General features: G+C 43.3%; 14 protein-coding genes. 1 reads left to right on the top strand and 13 read right to left on the bottom strand.

All coding sequences use genetic code 11. The annotated features are described in order from the left end of the window. Positions 1-7: 7 nt before the first annotated feature. The 8 genes from HMPREF9708_RS07335 to HMPREF9708_RS07295 form a co-directional block, all read right to left on the bottom strand. On the bottom strand, positions 8-1318 hold the full coding sequence (locus HMPREF9708_RS07335; protein ID WP_006309645.1) for an extracellular solute-binding protein: 1311 nt from the start codon (positions 1316-1318) through the stop codon (positions 8-10). Between the two features lie 9 nt (positions 1319-1327). Then, complete coding sequence (locus HMPREF9708_RS07330; RefSeq protein WP_006309644.1) at positions 1328-2146, bottom strand: carbohydrate ABC transporter permease; 819 nt, start codon at positions 2144-2146, stop codon at positions 1328-1330. Next, entirely contained in the window at positions 2143-3024 is an 882-nt protein-coding gene (locus HMPREF9708_RS07325) for a carbohydrate ABC transporter permease (RefSeq protein WP_006309643.1), read from the bottom strand. Before HMPREF9708_RS07325 ends, HMPREF9708_RS07330 begins: the two co-directional genes overlap by 4 nt. Further along, positions 3008-4144, bottom strand: coding sequence for an ABC transporter ATP-binding protein (locus HMPREF9708_RS08560; protein ID WP_006309642.1), 1137 nt, complete (start codon positions 4142-4144; stop codon positions 3008-3010). The genes HMPREF9708_RS07325 and HMPREF9708_RS08560 overlap by 17 nt, the downstream gene beginning before the upstream one ends. 586 nt (positions 4145-4730) lie before the next feature. Beyond that, on the bottom strand, positions 4731-5903 hold the full coding sequence (locus HMPREF9708_RS07310; RefSeq protein WP_006309641.1) for a nucleotide sugar dehydrogenase: 1173 nt from the start codon (positions 5901-5903) through the stop codon (positions 4731-4733). Between the two features lie 78 nt (positions 5904-5981). Continuing rightward, positions 5982-6956, bottom strand: coding sequence for an acyltransferase (locus tag HMPREF9708_RS07305; RefSeq protein WP_006309640.1), 975 nt, complete (start codon positions 6954-6956; stop codon positions 5982-5984). A 52-nt stretch (positions 6957-7008) separates the two neighbouring features. Further along, the gene (locus HMPREF9708_RS07300) at positions 7009-7611 is read right to left on the bottom strand and encodes a uracil-DNA glycosylase family protein (RefSeq protein WP_006309639.1); all 603 of its coding nucleotides are present in this window, start codon (positions 7609-7611) and stop codon (positions 7009-7011) included. Between the two features lie 63 nt (positions 7612-7674). Beyond that, positions 7675-8115 carry a hypothetical protein gene (locus tag HMPREF9708_RS07295; RefSeq protein ID WP_006309638.1) on the bottom strand — a complete coding sequence of 147 codons (441 nt, stop codon included), beginning with the start codon at positions 8113-8115 and terminating at the stop codon, positions 7675-7677. 135 nt (positions 8116-8250) lie between these two features. Here HMPREF9708_RS07295 and HMPREF9708_RS07290 point away from each other — a divergent pair, with 135 nt between their 5' ends. After that, the gene (locus HMPREF9708_RS07290) at positions 8251-8730 is read left to right on the top strand and encodes a GNAT family N-acetyltransferase (RefSeq protein ID WP_006309637.1); all 480 of its coding nucleotides are present in this window, start codon (positions 8251-8253) and stop codon (positions 8728-8730) included. 88 nt (positions 8731-8818) lie between these two features. Here HMPREF9708_RS07290 and HMPREF9708_RS07285 read toward each other — a convergent pair whose 3' ends face one another. The 5 genes from HMPREF9708_RS07285 to HMPREF9708_RS08555 form a co-directional block, all read right to left on the bottom strand. Continuing rightward, positions 8819-9412, bottom strand: coding sequence for a hypothetical protein (locus HMPREF9708_RS07285; protein WP_006309636.1), 594 nt, complete (start codon positions 9410-9412; stop codon positions 8819-8821). Positions 9413-9434: 22 nt separating this feature from the next. Then, entirely contained in the window at positions 9435-9797 is a 363-nt protein-coding gene (gene traF / locus HMPREF9708_RS07280) for a conjugal transfer protein TraF (RefSeq protein ID WP_006309635.1), read from the bottom strand. 622 nt (positions 9798-10419) lie between these two features. Beyond that, on the bottom strand, positions 10420-12102 hold the full coding sequence (locus HMPREF9708_RS07275) for a hypothetical protein (RefSeq protein ID WP_006309634.1): 1683 nt from the start codon (positions 12100-12102) through the stop codon (positions 10420-10422). Between the two features lie 229 nt (positions 12103-12331). Then, positions 12332-13177, bottom strand: coding sequence for an IS30 family transposase (locus HMPREF9708_RS07270; protein ID WP_006309633.1), 846 nt, complete (start codon positions 13175-13177; stop codon positions 12332-12334). Between the two features lie 152 nt (positions 13178-13329). Next, positions 13330-13530, bottom strand: coding sequence for a hypothetical protein (locus HMPREF9708_RS08555; protein ID WP_232215555.1), 201 nt, complete (start codon positions 13528-13530; stop codon positions 13330-13332). Between the last annotated feature and the right edge of the window lie 459 nt (positions 13531-13989).

Genomic DNA, 13989 nt, shown 5'->3' with positions numbered 1-13989 from the left:
GCCTCAACTATTCAGTTACTGATGAGTTGGCGTTCTGAATGTGTACGTTTGTTGTCTGTGAAGCAAAGTCTATCGCTTGCTGTACATCGCCACCTGAGAACACCATTTCAACTGCTGTGTTCAAGTCAGAACGTAATTGTGGCAAGATCTGTAATAATGGTCCTGCCGTTTGAGGCGTTTGCTTTGATTCTAAGAATTGATCTGATGCCACTTTCAATTGTGGATATTCTTCGAAGATGCTTTGCATTGTTTCAGTCTCGTACGCTTTGGTATTGACTGCAAAGTAACCTGTTCCGCCGGCAAAGGATGCTTGAATGTCAGGCGATGTTGCAAATTCTAAGAATGCCATCACTCCTGCTTCTTCCGCTTCAGATAAGTTGTTTGCTACAACAAATGCTCCACCGGCTGCGTAAACACCCAGACGCTCAGTATCTTCAAAGACAGGAAGGTAAGCTACACCCATATCTTTCCCAAAGCTATCAATAATTGGACGCGCTAATGCGGATGTGTGGATGAACATTGCTACTTCGTTGTTGTTGACTGCTGTTAAGATATCGTCAAAGTTAGTTCCATAGTAACCGAATTGACCTTTCGATACTAACTCAGCAAAGAATTCAAAAATACGGGTCATCTCTGGCTCATATGCAACTTCTGTTGCGCGGCTCGTACGACCATTGTCATTATTGACAACAAAACCACCAACGTTTGTAACCATTTGCTCTAAAGCATAACCATATGGGTGCATTGCAAAAGCTTTCATTCCGTCGTTATGCTCAGCAATAGCATCAGCCATTGCTAAGATTTCTTCATATGTTTGAGGCGCTTCAGTAAAGCCAGCTTTCTCTAGCGCTTCCTTGTTGTAAAATAACACTGGCGAAGATGCATTGAATGGCATTGCATATAAATCATCATTGATAGAGTAGAAATTGACAATTCCTTCGTATAAATCTTCGGATGGGAAGTTGTATTTAGCCATCAAATCCTTCAAGGGTGTTGCCAATCCTGAATCGTAGATAGATTGCAAGTTCTGCTCACCGATTTGGATGATTGCTGGACGACCTGAACTGTTCTGTAATTGGAAAAATGATGCAGTTGATTCATCATACGTCCCTTGAAATTCAGCAACAACTTGATATTCTGATTGAGATTCGTTAAATTTATTCACCACATCTTGGAATTGCTCGCCGATTTGAGCTCCCATAGAGTGCCACAATAAGATTTGTTCTTGAGCCGATACAGCTGTCACACTGAAAAGAGTAGATGCTGATATAGCTAAAGCGAATGCACCTTTTGCAAGTTTTGAAATCATTTTTTTCATATGTTCCTCCTATTTAATAGATCCTTTAGAGAGACCCTCTTCTAATCTTCCTTGGCCGACAAAAATCATAATCAACGTTGGGATTGCCACAATTAGTGAAGCAGCTGAAATCATTCCATAGTTGGTAAGAATATCAGCAGCTTTCAGACTTCTCAGTCCGAGTTGAGCAGTCCACATGTTGCTTTTTGTTGTAGAAACCAATGGCCATAAATAAGCATTCCAACTCGATAAGAAACTATAAATTCCCAGAGTAAAGATGCTATTTTTTACCATGGGGGTTACAACCTTACGTAAGAAGTAGAAGTCACTCACACCCGAAATATCAGCGGCTTCCTTAAGTTCATATGGTACTTGCATCATGTTCTGCCGTAACAAGAAGATACCAAATGTCGTGGCAATATTCGGCAGAATTAAGCCTGAGTATGAGTTGAGCAGACCCATCGAGCGAATGGTCTGGAAATTCCGCACAATCAGCACTTCCACAGGAACCATCATTGTCATCATGAAGATGATGAATAAAATATTTTTGTGCTTAAAGTCGATAAAGACGAAGAAATAGGCCGCTAAAAGTGATATCACGATTTGAAGCACCATCGTAGACAACGATACAATCAGTGAATTCACGATGTAGCTCATGAGTGGGATCTTGTTAAACACATCTTGGTAGTTATGGAATGAAATCCCATTCGGAATGTAATTTCCCTTCACTAGCTCTGTCGCTTCACCGAATGATACTATGATTGAGAATAGAACGGGGAAGGCTGTTATAATCATTAAGAAAATCAGTAAGAATGTAATGATACGTTGTTCTTTCTTATTCACTATCATTGATAGGTCACCCATCTTTCTGTTAAACGTGATTGAACGCGAGAAATCACGAGAATAATTAAGAATAAGATAACCCCTTCAGCCGTAGCATATCCGTATTGGAAGTTAACGAACGCGTCCTTATATATGTTATACACCATGACGTTAGTTGCATTGATTGGGCCACCACGCGTCAGCATATCGATTATTCCAAAGGATTGAAATCCTCCAATGATAGATGTCGTTATAACAAAGAAGATCGACGGCGACAAGAGTGGAATCGTTATTTTGCGGGTTCGATACCAGAATCCTGCGCCAGTAATATACGCACTCTCATAGTAAGAACGATCAATATTTCGAATTCCACCAAGTAAGATAATAAATGAGAATCCGATGCTCATCCAGATGGTAACCATCGATACGGAAATTAATGCCCAATTCGTGTCAGTCAACCAACCCACTGAGCTCCCACCCAAGCTCGTAATGACTTTATTCAAGAATCCCATCGAGGGGTGAAAAATTACGGACCAGAACAAAGCAGCCGATGCGACAGATATTCCCATCGTTGAGGAGAAAATAGTCGAGAAAAATTTCGAGCTCTTGCCTTGCTTCTCATAAACTAGAATCGCCATCAATAGCGCAATGCCTACAGTGAATGGCACAGTAATTGCGACATACAATAAGGTATTACGAATCGATTGCTTATAAATGGGGTTCTTGAACAAATTAATGTAGTTCTGTATTCCGTTGAACCGTAGCATCTGCCCCAGGTTGTTCGAAACAAAGAACGACTGGACGAAAGTCATGATCAGCGGATAGAATACAAAAATTATAAACAGTATAAGCGCCGGAAGAATGTAGATAATCTTTCCAACGTTAGTTCTAAAGCGCTCCAACATGATCACCTACGACTTTCGGTTGCGATTCGTCTGCCAATTTTACCTGACCTCGAAGAAGGTTCTGCGTGTCACAATCGAAGAAGTGGAAGTAATCACTATTAAATGCCACATTAATCGGGGCACCCGGCTCGATATTCCACTGGCCAGGCCACTTCGCAACTATCTGATAATTCTCTTCACGAAAAATAATCTGCGTTTCATTTCCCAGAAATTCAACGTTGACAACATTCATTGGATTACTGACTTCACCCTGGTTACCTGGGAAAATATATTCAGGACGAATCCCTACAAAGAACTTATCCTTCTTCGGCATTGTCTCAAGTTGGGCTTGGTTGAGTGGAACATGAATAGTATCGGCAAGAATCAATTCTTGTTCTTGAACACGGCCTATCAAATTGTTCATCTGTGGACTTCCGATGAAGGTCGCAGTATATAAGTTTTGCGGATTATTATACAATTCTTGTGGTGTTCCTAATTGAGAAACATCTCCATTGTTTAAGACCATGATGCGGTCTCCCATTGTCATCGCTTCGAGTTGGTCGTGTGTTACATAAACCATTGTTAAACCGAGGTTTCGCTGAATATTGCGGATTTCAGTCCGCATCTGACTCCGTAACTTAGCATCTAAGTTCGAGAGCGGCTCATCCATCAAGAAGATAGGAGCTTTAGAACAGATTGAACGAGCTAATGCTACCCGTTGCCGCTGACCCCCTGAGAGATTCCCTGGTTTACGGTCTAAGAAATCAGTCAGACCAACCATTTCAGCGGTTTCTTTCAAGCGTTCTTCTTGTTCTTTCTTAGAGACCCCTTTTACATCCAAACCGAAAAGAATATTATCTTTTACCGTCATGTTCGGATAGAGAGCATAATTCTGAAAGACCATCGTAATATTGCGGTCTTTAGGATGAACTTGATTGACTTCTCGACCGCCAATTTTGAGGATGCCCCCACTAATTTCTTCCAATCCTGCAATCATACGAAGAAGTGTCGATTTACCTGATCCAGATGCCCCGACTAAGACGAAGAATTCACCTTCGTGGATTTCCAAGTTGATATTGTCAAGAATCATATTGACGCCATCATAGGATTTCTTCAAATTTATCAGTTCAATATTCGCCATAGTGCCTCCTGCTACTCCGAGAACAAAAGTCAGTATTAACAAATTATTTATGAATTTATTATAGCAGTATATTGTAAAATAACTGTAAATTTAGTGTAAATTTTAAGTAGATGGTTAGTGTCAAATTATAAAACAAAATCCACTAAAAAATATAATTAAAGGTTATCTTTGCCTAGTTCTCCCCTACAGCCTAAATTTAAAAGAAGTTCACACTAGATGATCAATTTGAGTATCGTTTATATAAAATTCACACTTGAATTTTAACTTTCAAGCAGCCAGATGGATGAAGGAAACCATCAATAAAGCTAGCTATTCATATAAAGATTGATAGTCAAAAACCAGGCGTAGCGAATGATAAATCACAGGAAAGCGGAAGGCCCACGTAGCGTGCATTGCCTTACGGTTTACCGTTTAGGCAATGCCTAGTGGGCCTAGCCCGGAAAACCAGCGGTTTGGAGGGCGGTCCCCAGTGATTTGATCCATTCGCTAAAACCTGGTTTTTGATCCCTAATCCACCCCTTTGCTCATACACCATAAAAAAAGCCACCCAGTTTGAGTTTGCCTGGGTGGTCCCTTTAGTTTTCATTTAGTTCTCATTGAAGAGGTCACGGGTATAAACCTTATCCTGAACATCTTTCAATTCCGCATGATTGCGGTTAGCCAAGATGATCGAGGACTGGTCTTTGAAAGCTTGGAGGTCATGAATCACGGGACAGTTAAAGAAGGAATCTTCTTCCAAGGTTGGCTCATAGATAACCACCTCGAGCCCTTCTGACTTCAAAAGCTTAATTATATCTTGGATGGCAGATTGCCGGAAATTGTCCGAACCTGACTTCATGGTCAACCGGTAAACACCGACTTGACGGGGGTTTCTCTTGAGGATCATGGTCGCGATATGCTGCTTACGGGTTGCATTGGAATCGACCACCGCACTCATCATATTCTGTGGAATGTCACCATAGTTGGCCAACATCTGCTTGGTATCCTTGGGTAGGCAATACCCCCCATAGCCAAAGGAAGGATTGTTATAATGCGATCCAATCCGTGGATCCAAGCCGACCCCCTCAATAATTTGGCGGGCATCCAAGCCGCGCACTTCCGCATAGGTATCGAGTTCATTGAAATAGGAGACTCTCAAGGCTAAATAAGTATTCGCAAACAGCTTAATGGCTTCTGCTTCAGTGGAATCCGTTAAAAGAACAGGGATCTCCTCCTTAGCCAAAGCTGCTCCTTCGACTAATAGGTCCGCAAACAATTGCCCCTGGTCCCCCCGGTCTCCAACCACGATCCGTGAAGGATAAAGGTTATCATACAAGGCCTTACCCTCACGTAAGAATTCAGGTGAGAAGAGGATGGTATCGACCCCATATCGGTCACGGATGGATTGGGTATAGCCAACCGGAATCGTGGACTTAATGACCATCAAAGCGGAAGGGTTAATCTTCAACACATCTTCAATAACGGCTTCTACCGCAGAAGTATCAAAATGATGGGTCTCATCGTCGTAGTTGGTCGGAGTGGCAATGACCACTAGATCCGCTTCTTGATGGGCTTCTTGCGGGTCGGTTGTCGCGACCAAGTCAAGGTCATGATTTTGGAGAAAATCAGAGATCTCTGGATCTTCAATTGGTGACCGCTTGGCATTAATGAGGTCCACTTTTTCTTGGATGATATCCAAAGCCTTCACTGAATGGTGCTGAGCCAAGAGAACCGCTATCGAAAGGCCGACATATCCCGTACCTGCCACTGAAATCTTCATCGTAACACTCCTTCTTACATCCTAACATCGCTTCATGCTTATTTTACTGTTAATCCCTATCGATTACAATACTTCCCCTTAAACAATCAGCTTGGGCAAATACTTCCTTAGACTAATCAAGACCTTCTCACCCACCAGAACGAGGGCCAGGGTTGCCGGAATGTAAATGACGGGCGCAATGCGCCAATTCAGCCGGTCAACCAGGTCTTCTTGTAGGTTCAAGAGGAGGACATGGGAGAGGTAGATCAAGTAAGAGTGCTGGCTCAACCACATAATCCCCCGATTGCTCGGCAAGTCCGAGACCATAAAGGTCATGATTAACGCCATCGAGTAGAAGGTCACAAAGGGACGGGTGGTCGCCACCGTCTGCCCTTGTGTTTGTAGACTTTCAAAGATGGTAAAGAGCGTGAAGACAAAGGTAATGACATAGATCCAAGTCCGCTCCTTGCGGAAGATGGTTAATTTGGCTTCAAAGTCCTGACTCAACCAAATCCCATAAGTAAAGACAAAGAGATAGGTATAGAAGTTCTGAAGATTGTCATAAGGAATGTAACCCAAGTAGTTATCACTGATATGTTGGAAGATAAACAAAACATTGAAGATGATAAAGACGGTGGTCTGCTTGGCCATCCAGTCTAACAAGGGATAGATCGCATATAGGCCAATAATTAAAGGCACAAAATAGAGATGGTAGGACAACTTGCCCCGAATGAGGAGTTGACCAAACATCGCAAGACTGAGATCCTCCCCTGCCAACCAAAAATTATAGAGGGCATAAAAGACCGACCAGACCAGATATTGGGGCAGGATCTTCTGGACCCGATGGCGTAAGAACTCCCAATAGTTATCGGCTCGCTCCAAGGAGTTGGTCATATCCAAGCCCCAACCTGACAACATTAAGAAGCTGGGTACCGCAAAGCGGGATAATTGGTTGAGAGAAATGGCGAGGGCATCCCCCTCTTGGGTCATCGGCGCCGTGATATGGATAATAATCACAGCCAGGGTGGCGCACCCCCGTAAATAGTCAAAGTTTGTAAAACGTTCTTTCTTCATTTCGAATCCTCTTTAGTTATTTAGTTTTGTAAATTGCCTTAGCGGGTGTCTATCATTGACCCTCGGAATGTGTGGTTAAGACTTGTTGAACTTGGTCTTGTAAGGCGGGTAGGACTTCTTCTTGGAACCAGGGATTCCGGTTCAACCACCGACCGTTCAAGGGAGAGGGATGGACGATGGGGAAGAAATCGGGCAGGTAATCTTGAAAGTGTCGGACCCGTTCGGTCAAAGTAGAACGGTTGTCCTTAGTCAAGTAAGCCTCTTGGGCATACCGGCCGACCAGGATTATCAGACGAATCGCTGGCATCCGCTCCAATAGTTGCGGGTGCCATATGTCAGCAAATTCTTTGCGAGGGGGCTTATCCCCTGTCTTGCCCTTACCCGGATAATAGAAATCCATGGGCAACAAGGCCACCTGGTTCGGATCGTAGAATGCTTCTGGCTCAATCCTCAGCCATTGGCGCAACCGGTCCCCTGATGCATCGTGCCAAGCAATCTGACTCTCCTGGGCCTTACGCCCTGGTGCTTGGCCAATAATGGCTAGCTTGGCTTGGGGTCCGGCTGTATAGATTGGCTGCCAGCCTTGGTCCGTATAAACCTTATTATCTGGATGAGCCTGAATGGCTGATCGAATGGCTTGAAAGGAATCCTCCATTGGGTCATTCACCTCCTAAATCAAAGAAAGACAAGCAGAAAGTCCTGCTTGTCTTGGGACTAATCAATTAATTGGCTTCACCAAGCGTCCATATTCATCATAGAGATAAGTCTGAACCTTCTTACCATCCCCCATGGCTTGAACTAAGCGATCACGGTATGGCTCGGCTAACTCATCAAAGAGGTAGAGGTCTTTATCCAGGTTGAGCTTCTTACGCAGACTTTCAATCTCACCAGGCTTACGAAGCTTAACCTTTTGCGAAGGCAGGTCAAAATCTACTTCACGCTTAACGACCCGGTAGTAATAGTTGCCATCGCCATAAGCGACCTCCCACTCACCGGAATTGGTCCGGCGTTCAGTGACGTTGGAATATTCATCACCTTGCAGGTCCCACCAAGCTTTGATGGCCTGGATGGCCTCTTCCTCGCTGGCAAAGCTTCCATGTTCCTTGCGGACGTTATCCCGTCGGCTAAACCAATAATTGGTATACACTGTTTGACTCATTCATTCTCATCCTTTCCTATCGCTAGCTTGGCTCGGCTGGCCTATCCGAGCCTTGTCTGATTGATTCAATGAACTTTGATTCCCAGCTTGTGGCAAATGCTTTATAATAGAATTAATTAAGAAGGAGGTCCGTCCATGTCTATTACCATTCGACCTGGTCAAGTCACAGATAATTCGACCATTCAAGCCCTCTACCAAGAGGCGATTCAAGCCCAACCGCTCTTGGCCCTCAGGGAGGTCCCCCAAGTCTCACCCGATCAAAGTGAATCGGGTCCTAGCATGATCTTGGTGGCCTTGAAGGATGACCAAATCATTGGCTACATTGAAGCCCGCCCCTTCTCACCTCGTCAGGCTTATCGCTATACCTATCAGGTCCAAATGGTTCTGGCTGAGGAGGACTGGACCTTTGAAGACTGTCAAGCCCTCTATCAAGCCATGGAGGACCACTTGGTCGCGCAAGGGCTCCGCACCCTGCTTGTGACCTTAACCAGCCAACAAATCCCCCAGATCCACTTCTTCCAGCAGATGGACTATCGAATTGCTGGCCAATTGCCCCAAGTCAATCCGACGGACCATCAAGTTGAAATGGTCTGGCTAGCCAAGTCCCTCTCTTAGGACGCGATCTAATAATCGATAGGGAAAGACCCCTTTGCTTGATCCTTTGATCTTGCAGGGGTCTTTTAACCCACAATTAGGTGCTAGATTAGTATTTAGCTACCTTCTTCGCCCGATAATCAAAGCGGTAATGGCCTCGGTGAATCACCTTATCGGCATAATATTCATCTAAGGTAATATTGTAGATATTCTCATCCAAGGTTGGATAGAAGGTCAAGTGGTAATCCACGGTTGAGTAGAACTTGCCCTCCTCCTTGAGCCGCTCGATCATCACTTCGAAACCGCGCTTAACGTGAAGGTCGTCAATCCGATCTTCATTATATTGGTAGATTGAATATTCTTGCCCTTCTGGCAATTGGGCATACTTTTCCTTGAGGGTTAATTCACGGGTGGTCGTGGTGACTTCCAATTCAGTCGTCTCAGTTTGTTGCGAGGTCTCAGTTCCATCATCCGCCTCAGTCGTCTCAATGGCTTCCTCGACCGTTGTAGCTTGCGTGGTGGTCTGAATTTGGCTGGTTTCCTCTTCTTCAACGAGTGAGGTCTGTGTGGTTGCTCTTAAAGACGCTCCCTTTTCTTGAATCGCATCCTTATTCAGCCAAACTAGCATAAAGGCGGAAAAGAGCATCAGCAAGACCAGTACCCAGACAAACCGTTGGTTGGGTTGGTGTGGGGGTTGATTCAATCGATTTCCTCCTTATCGTCACCTAGGCGTGAACAAATTCAATAATTGCTTCCGGTGAAAGGGAGGAATCACAAACAACATCCACCCGATCTTGACCCGCATATAGCAGGGCAGGAACAGTTGGCACCCCATATTGGTCACGTAAAGCTTGAACCGCTTGGGCTTCTTGGTCATCTGCTGGTTGAGCGTGTAAGAAATGAACCGTTAAATCTTTTTCTTTCACAACTTTCATTAGACGGTTAATAAATTTGCGACAATAAGGGCAGGTTTCGCGTGCAATGAAAAGGATATCTCCTGCTTGCGCTTGTAAAAGTTGCCCCGCTTCTTCCGCATTCACTTTGTCTAACTCGGCTACATATTCTAAGAATTCTTCTTGACTTGCCATTTAAATCACACTCACTTTCTTGATTTACCTAGCATTATACCTAAAAATTGGCCCCATTTCGACTATTTAGCTCCAGGGATCTCCTGTCCCAGTTAGTACTAAATGGTAAAATACCGTCAATAAGGCAGGACCAATGCTTATCATGGGGGACCGCCCTTCAAAGGAGAGCTTTTCCGGGCTAGGCCCACTAGGCAATGCCTAGACGGTAAACCGTAAGGCATTGCACGCTACGTGGCCCTTCCTCCTTTCTATGATAAGCCTTGGAACCTGCCTTTTATTGACTCATCCTCTAGTTTTTAATTATGATATTGATTCTACTTGGACAAAATGGAAAATAATTGATTAGATTGTGCCAATAAAATGACTGGTTTCTTATCGAAAATTTACAAAGATTTAACTATCAACCTAAATTTACATTCAAAGATATTGGATAAGATTCATTCTTGGCAATGGTATCACAAGACCAAAAATAAATAAAAGAAGGCAGCACCAATGCTTATTAAAGGAGCCCCCCTCCAAAGCTATGCTTTAAGGGGAGCCCCAGGGGTTTGATCCATTCGTTACCTTCTGTTTTTAGAGTGGCAGCCTCCATTGCCAGGTAAATAATCCTTTTGATTAAGATTTAGATCCAGGGGTCTTCTGCCTCCTGGTCTTGCAGGGCTCGCCGGTGTTGGTGACGTCGGTAGATCTTGATGGTTAAGGGAACTAAGCCCACCACTAAGAGGACAGTCGCCAAGATCAGGTAGAATTGTTGTTCCCCGGTCGATGGTAAGGGACTTTTGTCGGTTGGATTTTTGCCTGGCTTGCCTTTGGGATTCATTCCTTTATGTTTGGAAGGTTCCTTGGCTGGGACATGGGGCAAGTCTTTGTTGGCTTTACTGGTTCCGGGTTGGTTTTGATTCAAGCGCGCCTTAAGCTTGGCTAAACGATCTGCCTGGTCCTCTGATGGTTCCCCCTCACCCTCGATGGCTTGCCCATCTTCAGCTGGGTTTTGTTCGGTCGTTGTGGTGCCTTGGTCTTGACTGGTTTGATTGAGGTCCTGACTGGTCACCTGAGGGTCTTCTGCAGCAGTGGGTGGTTCTTCTTGTAAGAGGAGTCGGTCGGCATACAGGTCTGGATAGCCGGCTACGGGCCCAGCCAGACCCTGCCAGGTCTGCGTCTGGTCATCAAATTGCACCAAGCGAACTTGATAACGTTGGTGAAAGGCCTCCACGGCTTCTTGACTTTGGGCATCCGTCAATTGGTGAGTATTCAGGAAATCGGCTAAAACCCCCTTGAAGGCTTCAAAGACTGTATCATTAATCTGGTAGAAGTAATTAAACTGCTTGCCTTTAAGGTCCACGACCTGCTGGTAGGCTTGATGGTAAGCGGTGAGGTCCCCATCATTTTGATACCGCTTCATGGCCATGGCCGCCAGAACTTGTACATCAAACAGGCTCAATTCCTTGGCATATTGGTAGGTCTCAAGAGCTGCCGGATCGATTTCAACTTGGGCTTTGCCTTGTAATTGGGCTTCGATCTTATCCGCTGACCATATCTGCTTAAATTGTTGGTAAATATCTTCATAGGATACCTTGCGATAAGCCAAAGGCACCATGGCCTCTAAGTAGGAATCTAAGTCGACAAAGAGCTGGTTCAAGTCCTTGGGATTGGGATTCAAGAGCACTTCATCTAGATTGATCGGCCTCGTTGAATAGGGATAGAGTTGGCACTGGTTCAGTTGGGCCAAGGATTCTTCTTGCCTGTCGAGATCTGCTTGGATTTGTTCATTCTCGTAGAGTAAGGTCTGGTAGTCATTCTCCAGGCCTGAGCGTTCATTGACCCATTGGTTAATCTCGGATTGAACCTGGTCAACCGCCTCTTGGTAAGCGACTACCTGGTCGTCCTGGAGGATCCAAGCCATCTGGTCCTCCTCGCTGAGTCCAGCAAAGTCTTCGACCTCATCTAAATAAGCCTGGAAGACCTGGTCAATGCGGTCATCCAATGCTGCTTGCAAGGCATCTAAAGCATTAGCATCCCCCGTCTCCAAATCTTGGATGGCTTGGTTAATCGCTTGAAAGCGTGTCGCCATCTCAGCAAGCCTGGCCTGATTATCCGCCAACTGCTGGGCCAAATCGGAAGAATCATCATTAGGTCGCTCTCCCTTGATCAGAATCAAGCAAGTCGATGAATCAACCGGTTGGGCATTAATTTGCCGGCTGAGGATGTAAGGTTCAACGGGTGGTTGGCTGGCATAAACAATTGACTGCCAGGGCGTGATCATTGAGGCAAAAACAATAAAGGCCAGCTTGTATTTTTTTATCATAGGGACACCTCCACTATCATAAATACACTCTTTGGCCTTTATTGCGTTATTTAATTTGGAACTTTTGACTTTGATCAAATGAGCAGTACGGGCGAATTCCTGACATCAAAAGAAGGATTGGCTTATCATTGTGGGTCTAGTCTTTGGTCATGAAATAATAAAAATTTGATCCTGCTAGCTAACCTATCAAAAAGAGCCTCTTAGTAAGAGACTCTTCAACTGATGGCGATTAATCTAGATTCTTATCATAGTTTTCAAGACTAAATGGACCCTCCTGTAAGAAATCTCTGAGTAATCCGTTGGAGTTCTCGTTAGTCCCTCTTTGCCAGGCACTGTAAGCATCCGCAAAGTAAATAGCGATAACTTGTTGTTCGATATCTGAATAACAAGCAAATTCTTTCCCACGGTCAGAGGTGAAGCTTTTAAGAGCTTCTTTAGGGAAAGATTGAATCAACCGATTTACAGTCGAAAGCATGGATTCCTTCGGTCGATTCGGCATCTTTAAAGCGATATAGAAGCGACTTTTGCGCTCAGCAAAAATAGCGAGGCATCCTTTACTTTTACCTCTGGAAGATAGTACCGTATCAAGTTCCCAATGACCAAATTCTTGACGTTTTTTAACAACGCTCGGACATTCTTTAATCGATGTTCCTATATTAAATTTTCCTCTGATTTCCTGAGGTTTGCGTCGTTTACCTTTTTGTCTCAGGCAGTTTAGCGAGACCTTAATGACGCCTTGATAAATCCAGTTATAGATTGTTTTAAATGATAATCTATTTTGATAGCAGCATCCCACGATTTGTTCGGGAGACCAAGTCAATTCTAACTTTGTTTGAATATCTTGAATGAGCTCTGGCGTATGTTTAGAACGACGACCTTTGAGAGATTGATGTTCAGTGGCGTTAGCTTGAGCCAATTGCGCATCGTAACTGGCTGACTCAACACGTTTGAGCTCTCGATAAATCGTCGAACGGTGACGCCCAATAGCTTCGGCAATTTGACACTCAGTATAGCCCTCCTGATAAAGTACTTCTATTTTTGAACGGTCTTCTATGGTAAGATGTTTGTACCTCATAACTGGTCCTCCGTATGTTTTTGTGGTTACTAACACTTTACACGAACCTGTTATGGGTTTTCTTGTTTGTCGCAATTAATTTTACAACCTATCACCCAATATAAATATAATCATGATATCTATATATAATTATATAATCTTTCAACTTAATATTATTTCCTCCTCTTTAACATAATAATACTCAAAATCATATAGATAATTGAACTTAAAGCAATCACAATCAAACCATGCATAATTCCCTGAGCATTAACAACAAACATTATAAACGATAATTGAATCGGTAAAACACTAGCAATAAAAGTATTTATTAACCCAATTGACATGCCTAAATCTTTATACTCTTGATAATCCATGATGAATAAAGTAAATTTCGGAGAAATCGTTCCTTCGAATATGTATATAACTAAACTAAACATATAGATCAGAATTATACTTTGACTTGTAAAAATAAAGAATAACTGAAGCATTATAATAACATAAGATAAAGATATTAATTCAAGAACATTTTTATTTTTAAAAATTTTATCGGATAGATAATTACCAAGAACAATCCCTGCTACCGCAATAGAAGTCAAAATACTTAAATTAACACTATATGAATAATTAGAAGATATAAATGATTGATCCAACATAATATATATAATAGGATATAAACAATTTACTAAAGCATTGTTTAAAGCTAACGGAACTAAAACTGATAATAATGTTTTATCCGGCGGATTTTATAATCAACTTAGCCACCATAAAAAATAAAAAAGCCATGTAAATTCATGTTATATTTTAGCTACCACACAAAAATATAAGGAGAATGA

It is taken from the genome of Facklamia languida CCUG 37842, from assembly GCF_000245795.1.
GTDB lineage: Bacteria > Bacillota > Bacilli > Lactobacillales > Aerococcaceae > Facklamia > Facklamia languida.
The sequence above is the reverse complement of the archived record's forward strand: the minus strand, read 5'-3'. Positions and strand labels throughout refer to the sequence as shown.